Consider the following 13,530-nt stretch of genomic DNA (forward strand, 5'->3'; position numbering starts at 1 on the left):
AGCGCTGGGCTACTTATCCAGGAGCGGGTCAGACTTTGGGTATTCCCCATCGGGCGGAGCAAGCAGCACTCTGATGGACGCCTTTTCGCGCTCAGGCACGTGTTCGGGCCGGTCCCTCATCGTGTTCCGTGCCTGTGGCATGCGTTGTGAACCGGTGAAGCGCATGTCCATCAAGTGCCGAAGCTGCGGCGCAGTTAAATCCATGATGGTGGCGTTCCGCCAGCGGCGACAGTAGGTTTTCTTGCGTGTGAGGAAGTCCCAGAAGCCGTTTGAGTCGTATTCGACCCACAGCCGGAGCTGACCGGTTATCGTTCTACGGAAGTCATAGTGTCCCGTCAGAGCCATGCGACTCTCCTTGAGACTGGAGCGCGTCGAACCGGCTTCGTTCGCCTTTGCCGGCCGCATCAGCATTGTAACACAGAATGCCTTTCGCGCTGCAGCCACTCTTATACCTTCAGAGCTTTATGCTAAGACTCATGGCACTGGGTTGGTGCTTCGATAGCGGCGCCACTTCTTCACCTCAAAAGGCTATCTGCTTTCAGGCGCAACCTTCTCCGGTCCCTGATGACGGAATTATTTCTGGCAACCGGTTGTGTAAGCGACCTGCCAAAGCGCTAGCCGCCTAAGAAGGCATGAGGTGAAGCCGTTACGGTAGGCGGGGATGCCACCACAATCTTCAGTCTGGCGCAGTCCAGTAAGTATCTTTACGCTCAACGAATCGGGTGCTGACCGGAGATGCCTTGATGCACGTTGTTGCCTTCGTCACTCAGAAGGGAGGCACTGGAAAGAGCAGTCTAGCACTCTCCCTTGCTGTGGCTGCAGTACAGAGCGGCCTCAGGGTTGCCGTTCTTGACACCGATCCGCAGGACACGGCTGGCGAATGGTACAAGCGGCGCGCCGCCGAGCAGCCAGAGGTACACTCCCTGCCTTGGACCTATCTGTCCTCGCGCATCTACACCCTCGACCGGCAAGGCTACGACCTCGCAATCGTGGACACTCCTGGAGCGGACAGCCATGCCGCGCAAGGGTGCATGAGAGAGGCTCATTTCTGCCTGCTGCCGGTCCGGCCCAGCGTGGCTGATATCGAAGCCAGCAAGGCCACCGTGCGCTACCTGCACGAGCGAGCCAAGCCCTTCGCCTTTGTCCTCAACCAATGCCCGACGGGCGGACGAACGAGCCGGACCTCCAACGCGCGCATGGCGCTCCAACTGCTCGGCAGCCTGTGTGACGCAACCCTCGCTCTTCGCTCTGACCACATGGACGCTCTTGCGTCAGGGTTGGGCGTTACTGAGTTTGCCCCCTCCGGAAAAGCAGCCGACGAGGTCCGTGCGGTTCTTGATTGGCTAAGGACGAAGCTGAGACGGCTGGATGGAGCAGAAGCAGACAAGGAGGTTTGGGAGGCGGACGACCAAAGTGCAAGCAGGGCCAGTTGATGTTCTAGGCCAAGCGCACTGTTGGACCTTCTATGACGCTCACGCCAAGCAGGGCTGATAGAGCGGTTGAGCCTCAGCCTAAGGGGCCCTGAGCCTCTTTATCAGCCAACCGTCTTGCCGCCTCATGGATCAGCAGATGCCAGTGGCGGTCCACGTCTTGTTCGATGAGTCTCTTGCGCTCCTCTTTGGAAGCGCGGGGATACCATCCTGCATCTTGGATCCTCTTCCGGATTATAGAGCGGGCCTCAGCCTCAATATCGTCATCCTTGAGACGACTGGACATCGAACGCACTGACCCTCCCTTAGCTTGGCAGGAACGTCATAAGTTCTTGTTTTGTTCCAAGGACGGATCGATGATGCGGCCTCGGCTTGCACAACCAGAGCAGTCAGTATCGGGATGCAGACCTCGGTCGCGATGCCCATATCTGAAGCGGCGTTCCACGAGGTGCCTCCAATGCATGACGACCAAGGCCGGCCCGATACTGTTCCAGATGATTTCGACAAGGCCGCGCGCATCAGCTTCCGTGATTACCCGAGTTCGGCTCTGGTCGCGATTGCAGCCCTCACCTCGGGTTTGGCATGGCTGCTCTACAAGCGGCAGAGCCGAAAGAGCGCTACTCAGCCCACCAATCCCGATGATATTGCAGCAGCGAAAGGCTCCATCCAACAAGCGAAGCCATTAGGTGGAGACAACGTCTGAGCCCGATGAACCCGTGCAAGACGTGCTGCGACACACAGCAGCCCAAGCCAGTTGAGCGGTATCGTGTATCGACAGGCAGGAGGTTTCCATGGCCCACTCAGCGGTATCGTTCGCTCTAGGAGTGATTGGGCCACTGGCTTTGGTGAGCTGACTCATCATCCAGCATTGAGGTGCAATCGCTCGTCACGGTTTGTTCATTTTTCAAGCGCAGCCTTCTCCTGTGCCTTGTCGGCACATTCCTCCCTGACATGGTCGCAGACGCGGCCTAACTGGAGCGCCAGACGGAAGGGCGCTCTTTCTTTGACGTTGGAGGCAACGGCTGCCTCATTGCGTCAAGAGCATCGGCCGCTTGGTTGTAGCAATGTCTCGGGAAGAAATAAGGCTAACCAGTTGTCTGTTAGCTCAGCAGACAGCAAGGCTTGCGACCATAACGACCAACAACATACGCCGGCCACGCCCGCCTCATCGGTTGTCCTATTCTAGTCAGCGTCGCTGTGACTTGTAACTAGCAGGGCAGAATACCTGCACCACTCGTGGAGCCCATGTTCCTGCCTGCACAAGCTTGCCGACTTGGCTTTAATAGTGCGGGGTTTACCCTAGGGACAGTCCGACTATTCGCTCTCCGATGGCTAATTTAAAGGCCAAGGCGAGCCCAGGCTGCTGAAGACAGCCGGTGAGAGCGGCTCGAAGTTTCGGGAGGAACTGCCCAGGAAGGGCAGCGAACATACAGCCTAAAGACGTCAGCAGGATCAACTGCCAGGGGCGAGCACGGACGGACTGCCGCCCCCTCCCTTTTCATCTGGCCTGTCGGGCGGGTAGGCATTTGAGGACATGTTTCCTGTCGCTCGCGCTCATGCTAATAAGCTGCACTGCTGTCAAGCGTTTGGATGTGTGTCCTTGAGTGAAGTTCTGGTCGATTACCTATCATGGCAGGAGCTTGTGTTTGCCGGGGCAGCCTTGCTCGTTGCTCTGGCAATCTGTGCATGGGAGGCTTTGTCAAGCTAACCCAGCTGTCACAGGTTGTAGCCCGCGCTCCCTACGAAATAGCTAATGGCCAAGTCTATCGGCCAGCTAGGGCGCCGGCTGGAAGGTCGCTCGTTCTTCCAGTTTTCGGAATGACTGCCCTTATCGGGGTGAGAGCCTTGGCCGCTCCGTTGTTGCAACGTCGTGTGAAGGGATTAGGCTGACCAGCTGCCCGCTGATCCAGCCGACAACAAGACCCGCGCCTAAGATGAACAGCAAACTGCGCCAGTCATGCTTGTTGCCCATTGGTTCATCCATCCTGGTCAGCACCGCTGCAGCCTGAAACTAGCATGAACCGGATGCTTGCTCTATCGCAGGCTCTTAGGCCAGACCCCAAATTGCAGAAGCCCTTGGCCGAGTTGAGCAGCCAAGGGCTTCTGATTAACGTGAGTTGGATGGGCGTGACGTGTTCAGGACATCTGCATTGCAGTGTTGCCGCTGGCGGGTGCACGCCGCAGAGCGGCTTGATAGCCGCAACAATAAAGCCGTCTGAACCCAAGCGGCGCCCGTGGGTGGGGAATGGGGTGGGGAAGGGTCTGCAAGCGGAAAAATTTTACTTGCAGTTACAGAGTATTAAATAGAGATGATGGCGGAGAGGAGGTCCGCGACGCGATAGCCGAGCCGTGAGAGGCGCAGGCCGAGATCGGCGTCCTCCGTGACGTTCCAGGCATCCCAGCCGCACACTTCCTTCAAGACCGCGGTGCGGAAATGATTGGATGTTCCGCCCAGCGCGATAGGGCTGCCGATTTCGGCCAATCCTGGATTGAACACGTCGAACAGAGCCGCATACTCGATGGTGAACATCCGCGCCAACCAGGAATCGTCCGTGTTGTCGATGGTGAGCCTTGCCTGCAGGCAGGCGAACTCATCCGGCAGACAGGCGAAGGTCGCGACGCTTTTGCGCAACTGGTCCGGATCGGGCACGTCCTCGGCATCATAGACCACCGTGAAATCGCCCTGCGCCAGCGGAAGGGCCACGTTGAGCGCGCGGGGCTTGGTGCGCGGCTCGCCCGGCGGCGCAATGATCACCTCGATGAAGCCCGGCATGGCAATGCGCCTGAGTACCGCGAGGGTCTGCGGGTCGTCCGCCTCGAGCACGAGCTTGATGTCGAGTTTGGCGGGCGGGTAGTCCAGCCGGGAAAGGGCGGCCACAAGGCGTGATGCGACACGCCGTTCCCGATAAAGCGCAGCGATCACCGTATAAACCGGCAGCGCCGCATCGTCCTGCCTGGGCAGACGGGTCGTCGGCTCGACAGAGGCTCCCAGCATCGAAGAGGCCAACCGCAGGACGATCAGCCCTAAGAATAACGGGCTCAGGGCAGCACCCAGGAGCGCAATGGTGAGCGCAGGCACCATGACACCGGCGAAGGAGGCGACCAGGGCAAGGGCGACGAGTGCGGCAATCTGGGCCAGGGACGCGCCATGCAGGCTCGAGAGGTCGCGTCTGCGATCGGGGAGCTCGTGCGCCGCCCGATAGGCGACCGCGCGGCTTTGGGCCCTGATCACGGCCCTGGCCAAAATGGACGGCGTCGTGATGAGCAGTGGCCCTCCGGGTGGATGCCGGGTCCTCAGGAGCTGGGTGAGAGTGGGGCCGCGAGGAGCCAGGATGAAACCCGCAGCCTGTCCGGCTGCGGGGGCGAGCCCGGCCAGAATGCTGTTGGGATAGTGAGCCCGGGAAGACAGGCGGGGTGAGGACGTAAAGGGAAGCCCCAGCTCGCTCGCCAAGGCGCGGTAGAACTCCTGTTCGGGAATGTAGCCGCCCTTGATGAGGAATTCATCGACCGGAATGCCCGCGAAGGATGCGAGAGCCGATGCCTGGAGAAGCGCGTTGGGCGCATATCCATGGCGCGCCAGAAACCCGATCTCGACCGGCAGCGCACGCGCGGCAACGGTTGACTGTCGGTGTGCCTCCGCTAGACCCTGCCTCACGGGCAAGATCTGCTTCTGGGGATCATGCGAGGCAGCTTGCAAAAGGACATCAGCCGTTGAAGAACAGAAACATTGTTTCATGTGTCGCCCGCTTCCTGCGGGAGATCAAGCCCCATCCCGGGTTGCTTGGTGCGGCCTTGCTCGTTCTGCTGACCGTTCTCCCGCAGGGGGGAGGCCAAGCGCAGGGCGTGTCGATCCCCAATTTCTGGGACCCTCGCGCTCAGCTCGAGCGCCCGGACCTCACCGGAGTCCGCACGGTTCGCTTCTTAGTGGATGACGAGTTTCCCCCTCTCCATTTCGCCGGACTCGACGGCAACCCGACCGGCTTTTCGGTGGAGCTTGCCCGGTCGGCTTGCGAGAGGCTCAACCTGACCTGCACCATCCAGGTGCGCCGCTTCGACATGCTGCTTGACGCCCTCTCGGACCGGCAGGGCGATGTGGTGGCGGCCGCCATTCCGTTGTCCGGAAGCCTGCGGGAGCGCTTCGGCGTGACGGCTCCATACTTCAAGATCCCCGCCCGCTTCGCGGTTAGGAAGGACCGCAACATGCCTGCGCCTGAAAGCAAGGCGCTCCAGGGCAAGACCATTGGCGTCGTGGAAAAAACCGCTCATGAGGCCTTTGCCAAGGCGTTCCTGCCTTCGGCGACCCTCAAGCCATTCCCGGATGTTCAGGGAGCCCAGACGGCTCTCAAGGCTGGCGAGATTGATTATCTGTTCGCCGACGGCTTGAGCCTCGCCCTCTGGATGGGCGGCGAGGAGGCGAGCGATTGCTGCGACTTCTCAGGAGGGCCGTATCTCGAGAGCCGCTACTTCGGAGAGGGCATCGGCTTCATCGTGCGCAAGGACGAGGAAAATCTGCGGCGCGCCTTCGATTACGCCCTGCAGCAGCTCTGGAAAGAGGGCAAGTATGCGGAGCTTTACCTGCGCTTCTTCCCGGTCAGCCCCTTTTAAGCCGCATTGACCCCTGGAACCGTGCTCCTTAGAGCATAGACGTAATCGCCTCTCTGCCGCTTTTGCCGACCACGTTTCTGTGTGCCGCGCTCATTCAATCATCCTGGTCCCATGTCTCAGTCCCTGTCTGTCGATCCTGCCCTCGTCGAAGCCGCCCAGACCGCCAATGCCTGGCCTTTCGAGGAGGCGCGCAAGCTGGTCGAGCGGCTCAAACGCACGGGCAAGAAGGAGGCTCTCTTCGAGACCGGATACGGTCCCTCGGGCCTGCCGCATATCGGCACGTTCGGCGAGGTGGCCCGCACGAGCATGGTGCGCCATGCCTTCCGGGTCCTGACCGGAGACGCCATCCCGACCCGCCTCGTGGCCTTCTCGGACGACATGGACGGCCTGCGCAAGGTCCCGGACAACGTCCCCAACAAGGAGCTGGTGGCGTCGGCCCTCGGCAAGCCGCTGACCCAGGTGCCGGACCCGTTCGGCACCCATGAGAGCTTCGCCCACCACAACAACGCGCGCCTGCGGGAATTCCTCGACGCCTTCGGGTTCGACTACGAGTTCCTGTCGGCCACCGAGTGCTACAAGTCCGGACGGTTCGACCAGACGCTGCTCACGGTGCTCGAGCGCTATGATGCCGTGATGGCCATCATGCTGCCGTCCCTGCGCCAGGAGCGTCAGCAATCCTATTCGCCCTTCCTGCCCGTTCATCCGAAGACCGGCATCGTCATGCAGGTGCCCATCGACGAGCGCAAGCTCGATGCGGGCACCATCGTGTGGCGCGATCCCGATACGGGTGAGCGCTTCGAGACGCCGGTCACGGGCGGGCACGCGAAGCTGCAATGGAAGCCGGACTGGGCCATGCGCTGGGTGGCGCTCGGCGTCGACTACGAGATGGCCGGCAAGGACCTGATCGACAGCGTGAAGCTGTCGGGCGAGATTGCCAAGGCGCTTGGCGGCCTTCCGCCGGAAGGGTTCAATTACGAGCTGTTCCTGGACGAGCAGGGACAGAAGATCTCGAAGTCGAAGGGCAACGGTCTCACCATCGACGAGTGGCTCGACTACGGCACGCCCGACAGCCTGGGCCTGTTCATGTTCAACAAGCCGCGCGAGGCCAAGCGTCTCTTCTTCGATGTCATCCCGCGCCAGGTGGACGACTACCTGACCTTCCTGGAGAAGTTCCCCGGGCAGGATGCCCGGGCGCGTCTGATGAATCCCGTCTGGCATCTGCACGCGGGCAATCCCCCGGCGGCGGAGCTTGTCTCGTCGGGCGAGGGCAACCAGCCGGGCACGACGATTTCCTTCTCGATGCTTCTCAACCTCGTGGCGGTGGCGAATTCGGAAGATCCCGCCGTGCTATGGGGCTTCATTCGCCGTTATGCGCCCGGTGTCTCGCCGGAGACGCATCCGCGCCTCGATAGCCTCGTGAAGCGGGCCGTGCGCTATTTCGAGGACTTCGTGAAGCCACAGAAGACCTACCGCCTGCCGGACGACGTGGAGGCTGCGTCCCTGCGTCGCCTGTCGGACGTGCTGGCGTCCTTCGAGGCTGGGGACCGGCCAGCGACCGCGGAAGCCATTCAGGAAGAGATCTACAATGTCGGCCGCGCGGAGCCGCGCTATCAGGACTTCAAGGCCAAGGGCGCCACGCCCGAGCGGCCAGGCGTGTCCATCGAGTGGTTCAACACGATCTACCAGGTGCTTCTCGGAGAACCGCGCGGACCACGCTTCGGCTCCTTCGTGGCTCTCTATGGCGTGAGGGAAACGCGGGCATTGATTGAGAAGGCGCTCGCCGGAGACCTCGTGAAGGACCACGAGACATTCCTACGGGGCAGGGAAAAGGGCCGCGCCGCGTAAGCGCCCTCTACTGTCGCGCCCACATGACGCGAGCAACCCAGGATACTTCCTCGGCCGGGATCACGCGGTCCTCCGCTTCCCCGCCGAAGGAGGCCAATTCGAGAGTCTTGGCCGAGCGGCGCCTGAGCTCCTTGGCCAGGATCTCGCCTCCCGTGGTGCGGACCACGACCCTGTCGCCTTTGCGGACGCTCGCCGTCGGGGAAACGATCAGGATGTCGCCGTCCCGGTAGAGCGGCACCATGGTGTCGCCCGTCACCTCCAGGGCGAAGACCTTCTCCTGACCGAAATCCGGAAAGTCGATCTCGTCCCACCCGGGTCCGCCGGTCGGCAAACCCTCGTCGGTGAAGAGCTTGCCGGTGCCGACCTGGGTCATGCTGATGAGGGGGATCATCGAGCGGCGAAGCGAACCGGACGGCTCGACGAGGCGCAGGAAATCCTCCAGCGTCGCACCGGTCGCCCGCAGGATCTTTGCAATCGACTCCGTCGAGGGCCAGCGATCCCGGCCCTCGGGACTTGTACGCTTCGATTTGTTGAAGCTCGTCGCGTCGAGACCGGCCTTGCGAGCCAGCCCTGATGCGGTCATGCCGTGGCGTGCGGCCAGCGCATCGATAGCAGCCCAAACGCGATCATGGGAAAGCATTTTGTGAACCTTCGCGGGGTGCGAAAAAACTTAACTGTACACGAGGCTATGGTTAGGAATTAAGGTTGTTCTATGACCCGACAAGCATGATCGCCACGGAGCGGCGGCGCGTCATCTTCGGGTTGCTACGTAGGGAATACCCCGGTACTCAGCGTCCTCATGCACATCGTCTATAAAATCTGTCCCGAAAATCTCTGGCGGAGCGCCGAGAAGACCGGTTTTTTCGCGGGCGCGCCCATCGACGTTCTTGATGGGTACCTCCATTTTTCGACGGGAAAACAGGTCTATGAGACGGCCGCGAAGCATTTCGCCGGTCAGGACGATCTTCTGTTGATCGCAATCGACGCTGACGCCCTGGGCACGGCATTGCGCTACGAGCCCTCGCGGGGCGGGGACCTGTTTCCACATCTTTATGCGTCGCTTCCCCTCACGGCTGTCCTTTGGGTCAAGCCGCTGCCGCTGGGCCGCGACGGCCAACACGTCTTTCCGGATCTTGCTCAATGATCAGCGCACTCTTCCCCCTGGCGAAAACCGTTCTTCACGCCATCGATCCCGAGACCGCCCATCAGTTGACCATCAAGGGCCTTTCGCTGATGCCCGCCACGCCCGCGCCAAAGGACGATCCCCGTCTTGCGGTCGACGTGTTTGGCCGGCGCTTTCCCAATCCGGTTGGTCTTGCGGCTGGGTTCGACAAGCAGTGCGAGGTTCCCGATCAGCTTCTGTCCCTGGGCTTCGGTTTCGTCGAACTGGGCGGGGTCGTGCCGAAGCCGCAGGCGGGCAATCCCCGGCCGCGGGTATTTCGGTTGTCCCAGGATGAGGCCATTATCAACCGGTTCGGCCTCAACAGCGATGGGCTCGATGTTGCGCGGCAGCGTCTGGCCGGACGGCAGGGGCGTCCCGGCATCGTCGGCGTCAACATCGGGGCCAACAAGGACTCGACCGATCGCATTGCGGATTATGCTCTCTGCATCCGCGGCCTTGCAGGGCTGGTGGATTTTCTGACGATCAACGTTTCCTCGCCCAACACGCCGGGCCTGCGCGACCTTCAGGGCGAGGCGTTTCTGGACGATCTTCTGGCCCGCTGCATCGAGGCGCGGGATGAGGCCGATAAAGGGCGGGGCAAGACGATCATTCTCCTGAAGATTGCGCCGGACATCTCGTTGGAGACCCTCGATGCGATCGTCGCCACAGCGCTGAAGCGCGGCATCGATGGGCTGACGGTCTCGAACACTACCGTCGCCCGGCCCGCGACCCTGAGGGAGAGGACCCTCGCGGGTGAGACCGGAGGGTTGTCGGGCAAGCCGCTTTTCGCGGTCTCAACGAAGATGCTCGCGGAAACTTTCCTGCGCGTCGAGCGCAAGATCCCACTCATCGGCGTGGGCGGCGTCGATTCCGCCGAGGCCGCGTGGGCGAAGGTCCGGGCGGGAGCAAGCCTCGTCCAGTTCTATTCCGCCATGGTCTACAAGGGGCCGGGTCTGATCGACGACATCAAGCGGGGATTGGTCGAAACGCTCGCAGCCGAGAACACGTCGCTCGCGCAAGCGGTCGGCAGGGACGCCACAGCATTCGCCGTGGGGGGTTGACGAGAGCCGTTCCTACGGTGTTGCGAAGGTCTGCTTGGTAAGCCTTGCGCATAGGAGCGCCTGGCCGATGCCTCTGGTTCCAAGAAAGACCAGAAGGGCAATCCACAGGGCCGTGTTGCCGAGGCCTCCGGCTGCGAGCAGGACAAACCCATAGACGGCTAGCGCAACCAACATCAGATCCCGCATGAACCGGGTCCAGGTCGCGCCCGTATAGATACCGTCGAACGCAAAGGCCGCGGCGCCGACGAGAGGCGTGAGGGCGGCGAAGACCAGGTAGTCCCTGGCATAAGCGCGCACCTCGGGGTTTGTCGTCACGAAGTCGATAAAGAAACCGCCGCCGACGAGGAAAATGGTCGAGACGGCGAGGCCGAATCCAAGGCTCCAACCAAGACTCAGCGCAATGGCGCGGCGGAAGCTGCGTTCGTCGCGGGCGCCGACGCTCTGGCCGCACAGGGTCTCGGCCGCCGTCGCGAACCCATCGAGGAAATAGCCGCCGATCAGGAACATGTTGTAGAGCACCGCATTCGCCGCGAGCGTCACGTCCCCGGTGCGCGCCCCGAGGGCGCTGAAGATCGAGAAGGCGAGGATGAGAGCCACGTTGCGGATCATGATGTCCCGATTGACCGCCATGGTCTGCAGCATCGCGGCCTTGTTCAGAACCTCGCCCATGGACACGGCAAACGGGTTCGAGCCGAGGCGGCGCAGGACCAGAACCCCGAGGCCCACGCCGGCCACTTCGGCCACGGCCGTGCCGATCGCCGCGCCCGCTACTCCGAGATCGAATGCGAGCACCAGCATCATGGTCAAAAGGATATTGGCGACGTTGATCGCCACCTGAAGAAGCAGGCCCAGATCCGTGCGCCCGCGCCCCAGGGTCGAGCCTAGGATCACATAATTGGCAAGCGTGAAGGGGGCCGCCCAGATGCGCACGAAGAAGTAGGTCGAGAGCGCTCCCGTCACTGCTTCGCTCGCCCCCACGAGCGGGAAGGCGATTGCCGCAATGGGCCATTGCAGCAGGATCAGCAGCAAGCCCGTGACGGCTGCGACCAGGAGGGCGCGCGCCAGGGTGCAATCCACCAGATGCCGGTCGCCCGCGCCGGTCGCCTGCGCGGTCAGGCCGGCGGTCGCCATGCGCAGGGAGCCGAAGCTCCAGAACACGAAGTCGAAGATCACCGAACCGAGCGCCACTGCGCCGAGGAGATGTGCTTCTCCCAGGCGGCCGATCACCGTGGCGTCGACGAGGCCGAGCAGGGGCGTCGTCACGTGCGACAGGGTCATGGGCAGCGCAAGGGCGAACATGCGCCCGTGCGTGACCTCGATCCGCCGCGTGGAAACGGAGCCGTGCATAAGCCTTCTCAGCGCCGGCTGAAAAGTCGCGAGAGGACCCAGAGCGGAACGACGACGACTGCCCCATAGAGCACCCAGAGGCCGATTTCCTGCACGGTCTCCAAGCTGAGATCCAGCACCGAGCTGATCCAGTTGTAGAGGCCCTCGATCAGCCCGAAGGGCGTGATGTCGAGAAACGCCATGAAGGCCCCGACCAGAAGGGACAGGAAAAGCAGCCTGACCAGCACGGACCCGGGCGAGCCTCCAATAAATCGGTTCATGTCGGACATCCTCTCATCCTCGTCGAAGAGCTGGCTGGACCTTGGCGTTGGCGTGTGCTTCATCGCAAGGGTCCGCGATGAACGCAACCCGTCCCGAGCCTGGCATGATCGATCCCGCCCTTTTCGACCCCGCCGCCGTCAGCGACGAAATCCGCGCCCAGAACGCCGATATCGTGGCAAAGCTCTCAGGCCTGCCGGACGCCTGGTCGGCTCCCCCGGCCGTGGTGCGCGCGCGCCGCCGGCAGGGCCTTGGGCCGTTTCCCCTTCTGCCCACGAGCCCCCGGGCCCAAACCATCATGATCGACGGTCCGGCCGGTCCGGTGCCCCTGCGGGTCATCGCGCCGGACAAGCCCACAGGGGTGTATCTCCACATCCACGGCGGCGGATGGACTTTGGGCACCGCCGATGAGCAGGACCCCTGGCTCGAACGCCTAGTGGAGCGTTGCGGCCTCGCGGCCGTGTCGGTGGAATACCGGCTGGCTCCGGAAAATCCCTATCCGGCTGGTCCCGACGATTGCGAGGCGGCGGCCCTTTGGCTCCTGCGGGAAGCTGAAAGCCATTTCGGCACATCGCGCTTCTTCATCGGCGGCGAGTCCGCCGGGGCGCACCTGTCGGCCCTGACCATGCTGCGCCTGCGTGACCGGCATGGGCTGATGCCCTTCCGGGGCGCAAACCTGTTCGCCGGCTGCTACGACCTCACCATGACGCCGAGCGTGGCGAACTGGGGCGAGGAAAAACTTATCCTGAACACCGACAACATCCGGATCATCTTCGATAATTTCTGCGGCCCGGACCTCGACAGGCGTCACCCGGACGTGTCGCCTCTCTATGCGGATCTGAGAGGGTTGCCGCCCGCGCTCTTCTCCGTTGGCACGCGCGATATCCTGCTGGACGACACCCTCTTCATGTCGTCCCGCTGGGCCGCTGCCGGAAACAAGGCCGATCTTGCCGTCTGGCCGGGCGGCTGCCACGTCTTCCCGCGCTTCGAGAGCGCGCTCTCCGAGCAGGCTCTGTCGCGGATCGATGATTTCGTAAAGGCGCTTTAGTCCGCTCCGGCCGGGGAGGGGCGCTGGGTGACGCCGATCTTGGAGGCGGCGATGACTGCCTGAGTGCGGCTGTCGACCCCGAGCTTGTCCAGAATGGCCGACACGTGAGCCTTCACGGTGGCCTCGGAGACGTTGAGCTCGTAGGCGATCTGCTTGTTGAGAAGGCCCTCGGACAGCATGGTCAGCACGCGGACCTGCTGCGGCGTGAGGGTGCCGAGGCGACGCACCAGATCGGCGGTTTCCTTATCCTCGGCGGCGTTGAGGTCGACATCCGGCGGGGTCCAGGTGTCGCCCGCCAGCACGGCCGCGATGGCGCCGCCGATGCTGTCCACGTCGATGGATTTGGGAATGAAGCCCGAGGCGCCGAACTCCATGGCTCGGCGGATCACGGTGGCCTCCTCGGTGGCCGAGACGATCACGACCGGGAGTTCGGGATGCTGCGCTCTGAGGGACAGGAGGCCGGAAAAGCCCTGGACGCCGGGCATCGTCAGGTCGAGGAGGATGAGATCCACATCCCGCTCCTGGCCCAGTGTGGCGTTCAACTCGTCCATGCCGCTCGCCTCGACCACGCGGGCCTTCGGCATCACCGAGGCGATGGCCTGCCTCAGGGCGCCACGAAACAGCGGATGGTCGTCGGTAATCACGATCGTGGCGGTTTGAGCTTGCACCCGGTCTTCTCCCACGCAACTCCTGAGCCTTAGCCGTATCCCTGCCAAAATAGCAAGGCAGGGATCAGACCACGACTAATACTAACCCAATCTCTAGGGGGTATGG

At 62.6% G+C, this 13,530-nt stretch carries 13 protein-coding genes; 7 read left to right on the forward strand and 6 right to left on the reverse strand.

The window, feature by feature from the left end:
• Nucleotides 1–9: 9 nt before the first annotated feature.
• The gene (locus tag DRB19_RS03605) at nucleotides 10–345 is read right to left on the reverse strand and encodes a hypothetical protein (RefSeq protein WP_114184673.1); all 336 of its coding nucleotides are present in this window, start codon (nucleotides 343–345) and stop codon (nucleotides 10–12) included.
• Between the two features lie 398 nt (nucleotides 346–743).
• Between DRB19_RS03605 and DRB19_RS03610 the strand changes: the two genes are divergently transcribed.
• A complete protein-coding gene (locus DRB19_RS03610) occupies nucleotides 744–1,433 on the forward strand; it encodes a ParA family protein (RefSeq protein WP_114184674.1) in 690 nt (229 codons plus the stop codon).
• A 454-nt stretch (nucleotides 1,434–1,887) separates the two neighbouring features.
• The gene (locus DRB19_RS03620) at nucleotides 1,888–2,133 is read left to right on the forward strand and encodes a hypothetical protein (RefSeq protein ID WP_162815575.1); all 246 of its coding nucleotides are present in this window, start codon (nucleotides 1,888–1,890) and stop codon (nucleotides 2,131–2,133) included.
• Nucleotides 2,134–3,729: 1,596 nt separating this feature from the next.
• Here DRB19_RS03620 and DRB19_RS03630 read toward each other — a convergent pair.
• Entirely contained in the window at nucleotides 3,730–5,085 is a 1,356-nt protein-coding gene (locus DRB19_RS03630) for a glycosyltransferase (RefSeq protein WP_245439265.1), read from the reverse strand.
• Nucleotides 5,086–5,207: 122 nt separating this feature from the next.
• On the opposite strand from DRB19_RS03630, the gene DRB19_RS03635 reads away from it, so the two are divergent.
• Together DRB19_RS03635 and DRB19_RS03640 are read left to right on the forward strand one after the other, a co-directional pair.
• Nucleotides 5,208–6,035 (forward strand): transporter substrate-binding domain-containing protein, encoded by an 828-nt coding sequence (locus DRB19_RS03635; protein WP_373867392.1) that lies wholly within the window; start codon nucleotides 5,208–5,210, stop codon nucleotides 6,033–6,035.
• A gap of 111 nt (nucleotides 6,036–6,146) precedes the next feature.
• Complete coding sequence (locus DRB19_RS03640; RefSeq protein ID WP_114184679.1) at nucleotides 6,147–7,880, forward strand: lysine--tRNA ligase; 1,734 nt, start codon at nucleotides 6,147–6,149, stop codon at nucleotides 7,878–7,880.
• Nucleotides 7,881–7,887: 7 nt separating this feature from the next.
• On the opposite strand, the gene DRB19_RS03645 is transcribed toward DRB19_RS03640, so the two are convergent.
• A complete protein-coding gene (locus DRB19_RS03645; RefSeq protein WP_114184680.1) occupies nucleotides 7,888–8,520 on the reverse strand; it encodes a S24 family peptidase in 633 nt (210 codons plus the stop codon).
• A 159-nt stretch (nucleotides 8,521–8,679) separates the two neighbouring features.
• Here DRB19_RS03645 and DRB19_RS03650 point away from each other — a divergent pair, with 159 nt between their 5' ends.
• Both DRB19_RS03650 and DRB19_RS03655 read left to right on the forward strand, forming a co-directional pair.
• Entirely contained in the window at nucleotides 8,680–9,024 is a 345-nt protein-coding gene (locus DRB19_RS03650) for a DUF952 domain-containing protein (protein ID WP_114184681.1), read from the forward strand.
• The gene (locus DRB19_RS03655; RefSeq protein ID WP_114184682.1) at nucleotides 9,021–10,103 is read left to right on the forward strand and encodes a quinone-dependent dihydroorotate dehydrogenase; all 1,083 of its coding nucleotides are present in this window, start codon (nucleotides 9,021–9,023) and stop codon (nucleotides 10,101–10,103) included. The genes DRB19_RS03650 and DRB19_RS03655 overlap by 4 nt, the downstream gene beginning before the upstream one ends.
• Before the next feature lie 12 nt (nucleotides 10,104–10,115).
• Here DRB19_RS03655 and DRB19_RS03660 read toward each other — a convergent pair whose 3' ends face one another.
• Together DRB19_RS03660 and DRB19_RS03665 are read right to left on the reverse strand one after the other, a co-directional pair.
• Nucleotides 10,116–11,450, reverse strand: a complete 1,335-nt coding sequence (locus tag DRB19_RS03660) for an MATE family efflux transporter (protein WP_114184683.1) — start codon at nucleotides 11,448–11,450, stop codon at nucleotides 10,116–10,118.
• 8 nt (nucleotides 11,451–11,458) lie between these two features.
• On the reverse strand, nucleotides 11,459–11,710 hold the full coding sequence (locus DRB19_RS03665) for a DUF6460 domain-containing protein (protein ID WP_245439266.1): 252 nt from the start codon (nucleotides 11,708–11,710) through the stop codon (nucleotides 11,459–11,461).
• Between the two features lie 104 nt (nucleotides 11,711–11,814).
• On the opposite strand from DRB19_RS03665, the gene DRB19_RS03670 reads away from it, so the two are divergent.
• Entirely contained in the window at nucleotides 11,815–12,756 is a 942-nt protein-coding gene (locus DRB19_RS03670) for an alpha/beta hydrolase (RefSeq protein WP_114184784.1), read from the forward strand.
• Here DRB19_RS03670 and DRB19_RS03675 read toward each other — a convergent pair.
• On the reverse strand, nucleotides 12,753–13,424 hold the full coding sequence (locus tag DRB19_RS03675) for a response regulator (RefSeq protein ID WP_114184685.1): 672 nt from the start codon (nucleotides 13,422–13,424) through the stop codon (nucleotides 12,753–12,755). The two genes, DRB19_RS03670 and DRB19_RS03675, sit on opposite strands and share 4 nt — an antisense overlap.
• Nucleotides 13,425–13,530: the final 106 nt, after the last annotated feature.

The sequence above is a fragment of the Microvirga aerophila genome (genome assembly GCF_003332305.1).
Lineage (GTDB): Bacteria > Pseudomonadota > Alphaproteobacteria > Rhizobiales > Beijerinckiaceae > Microvirga > Microvirga aerophila.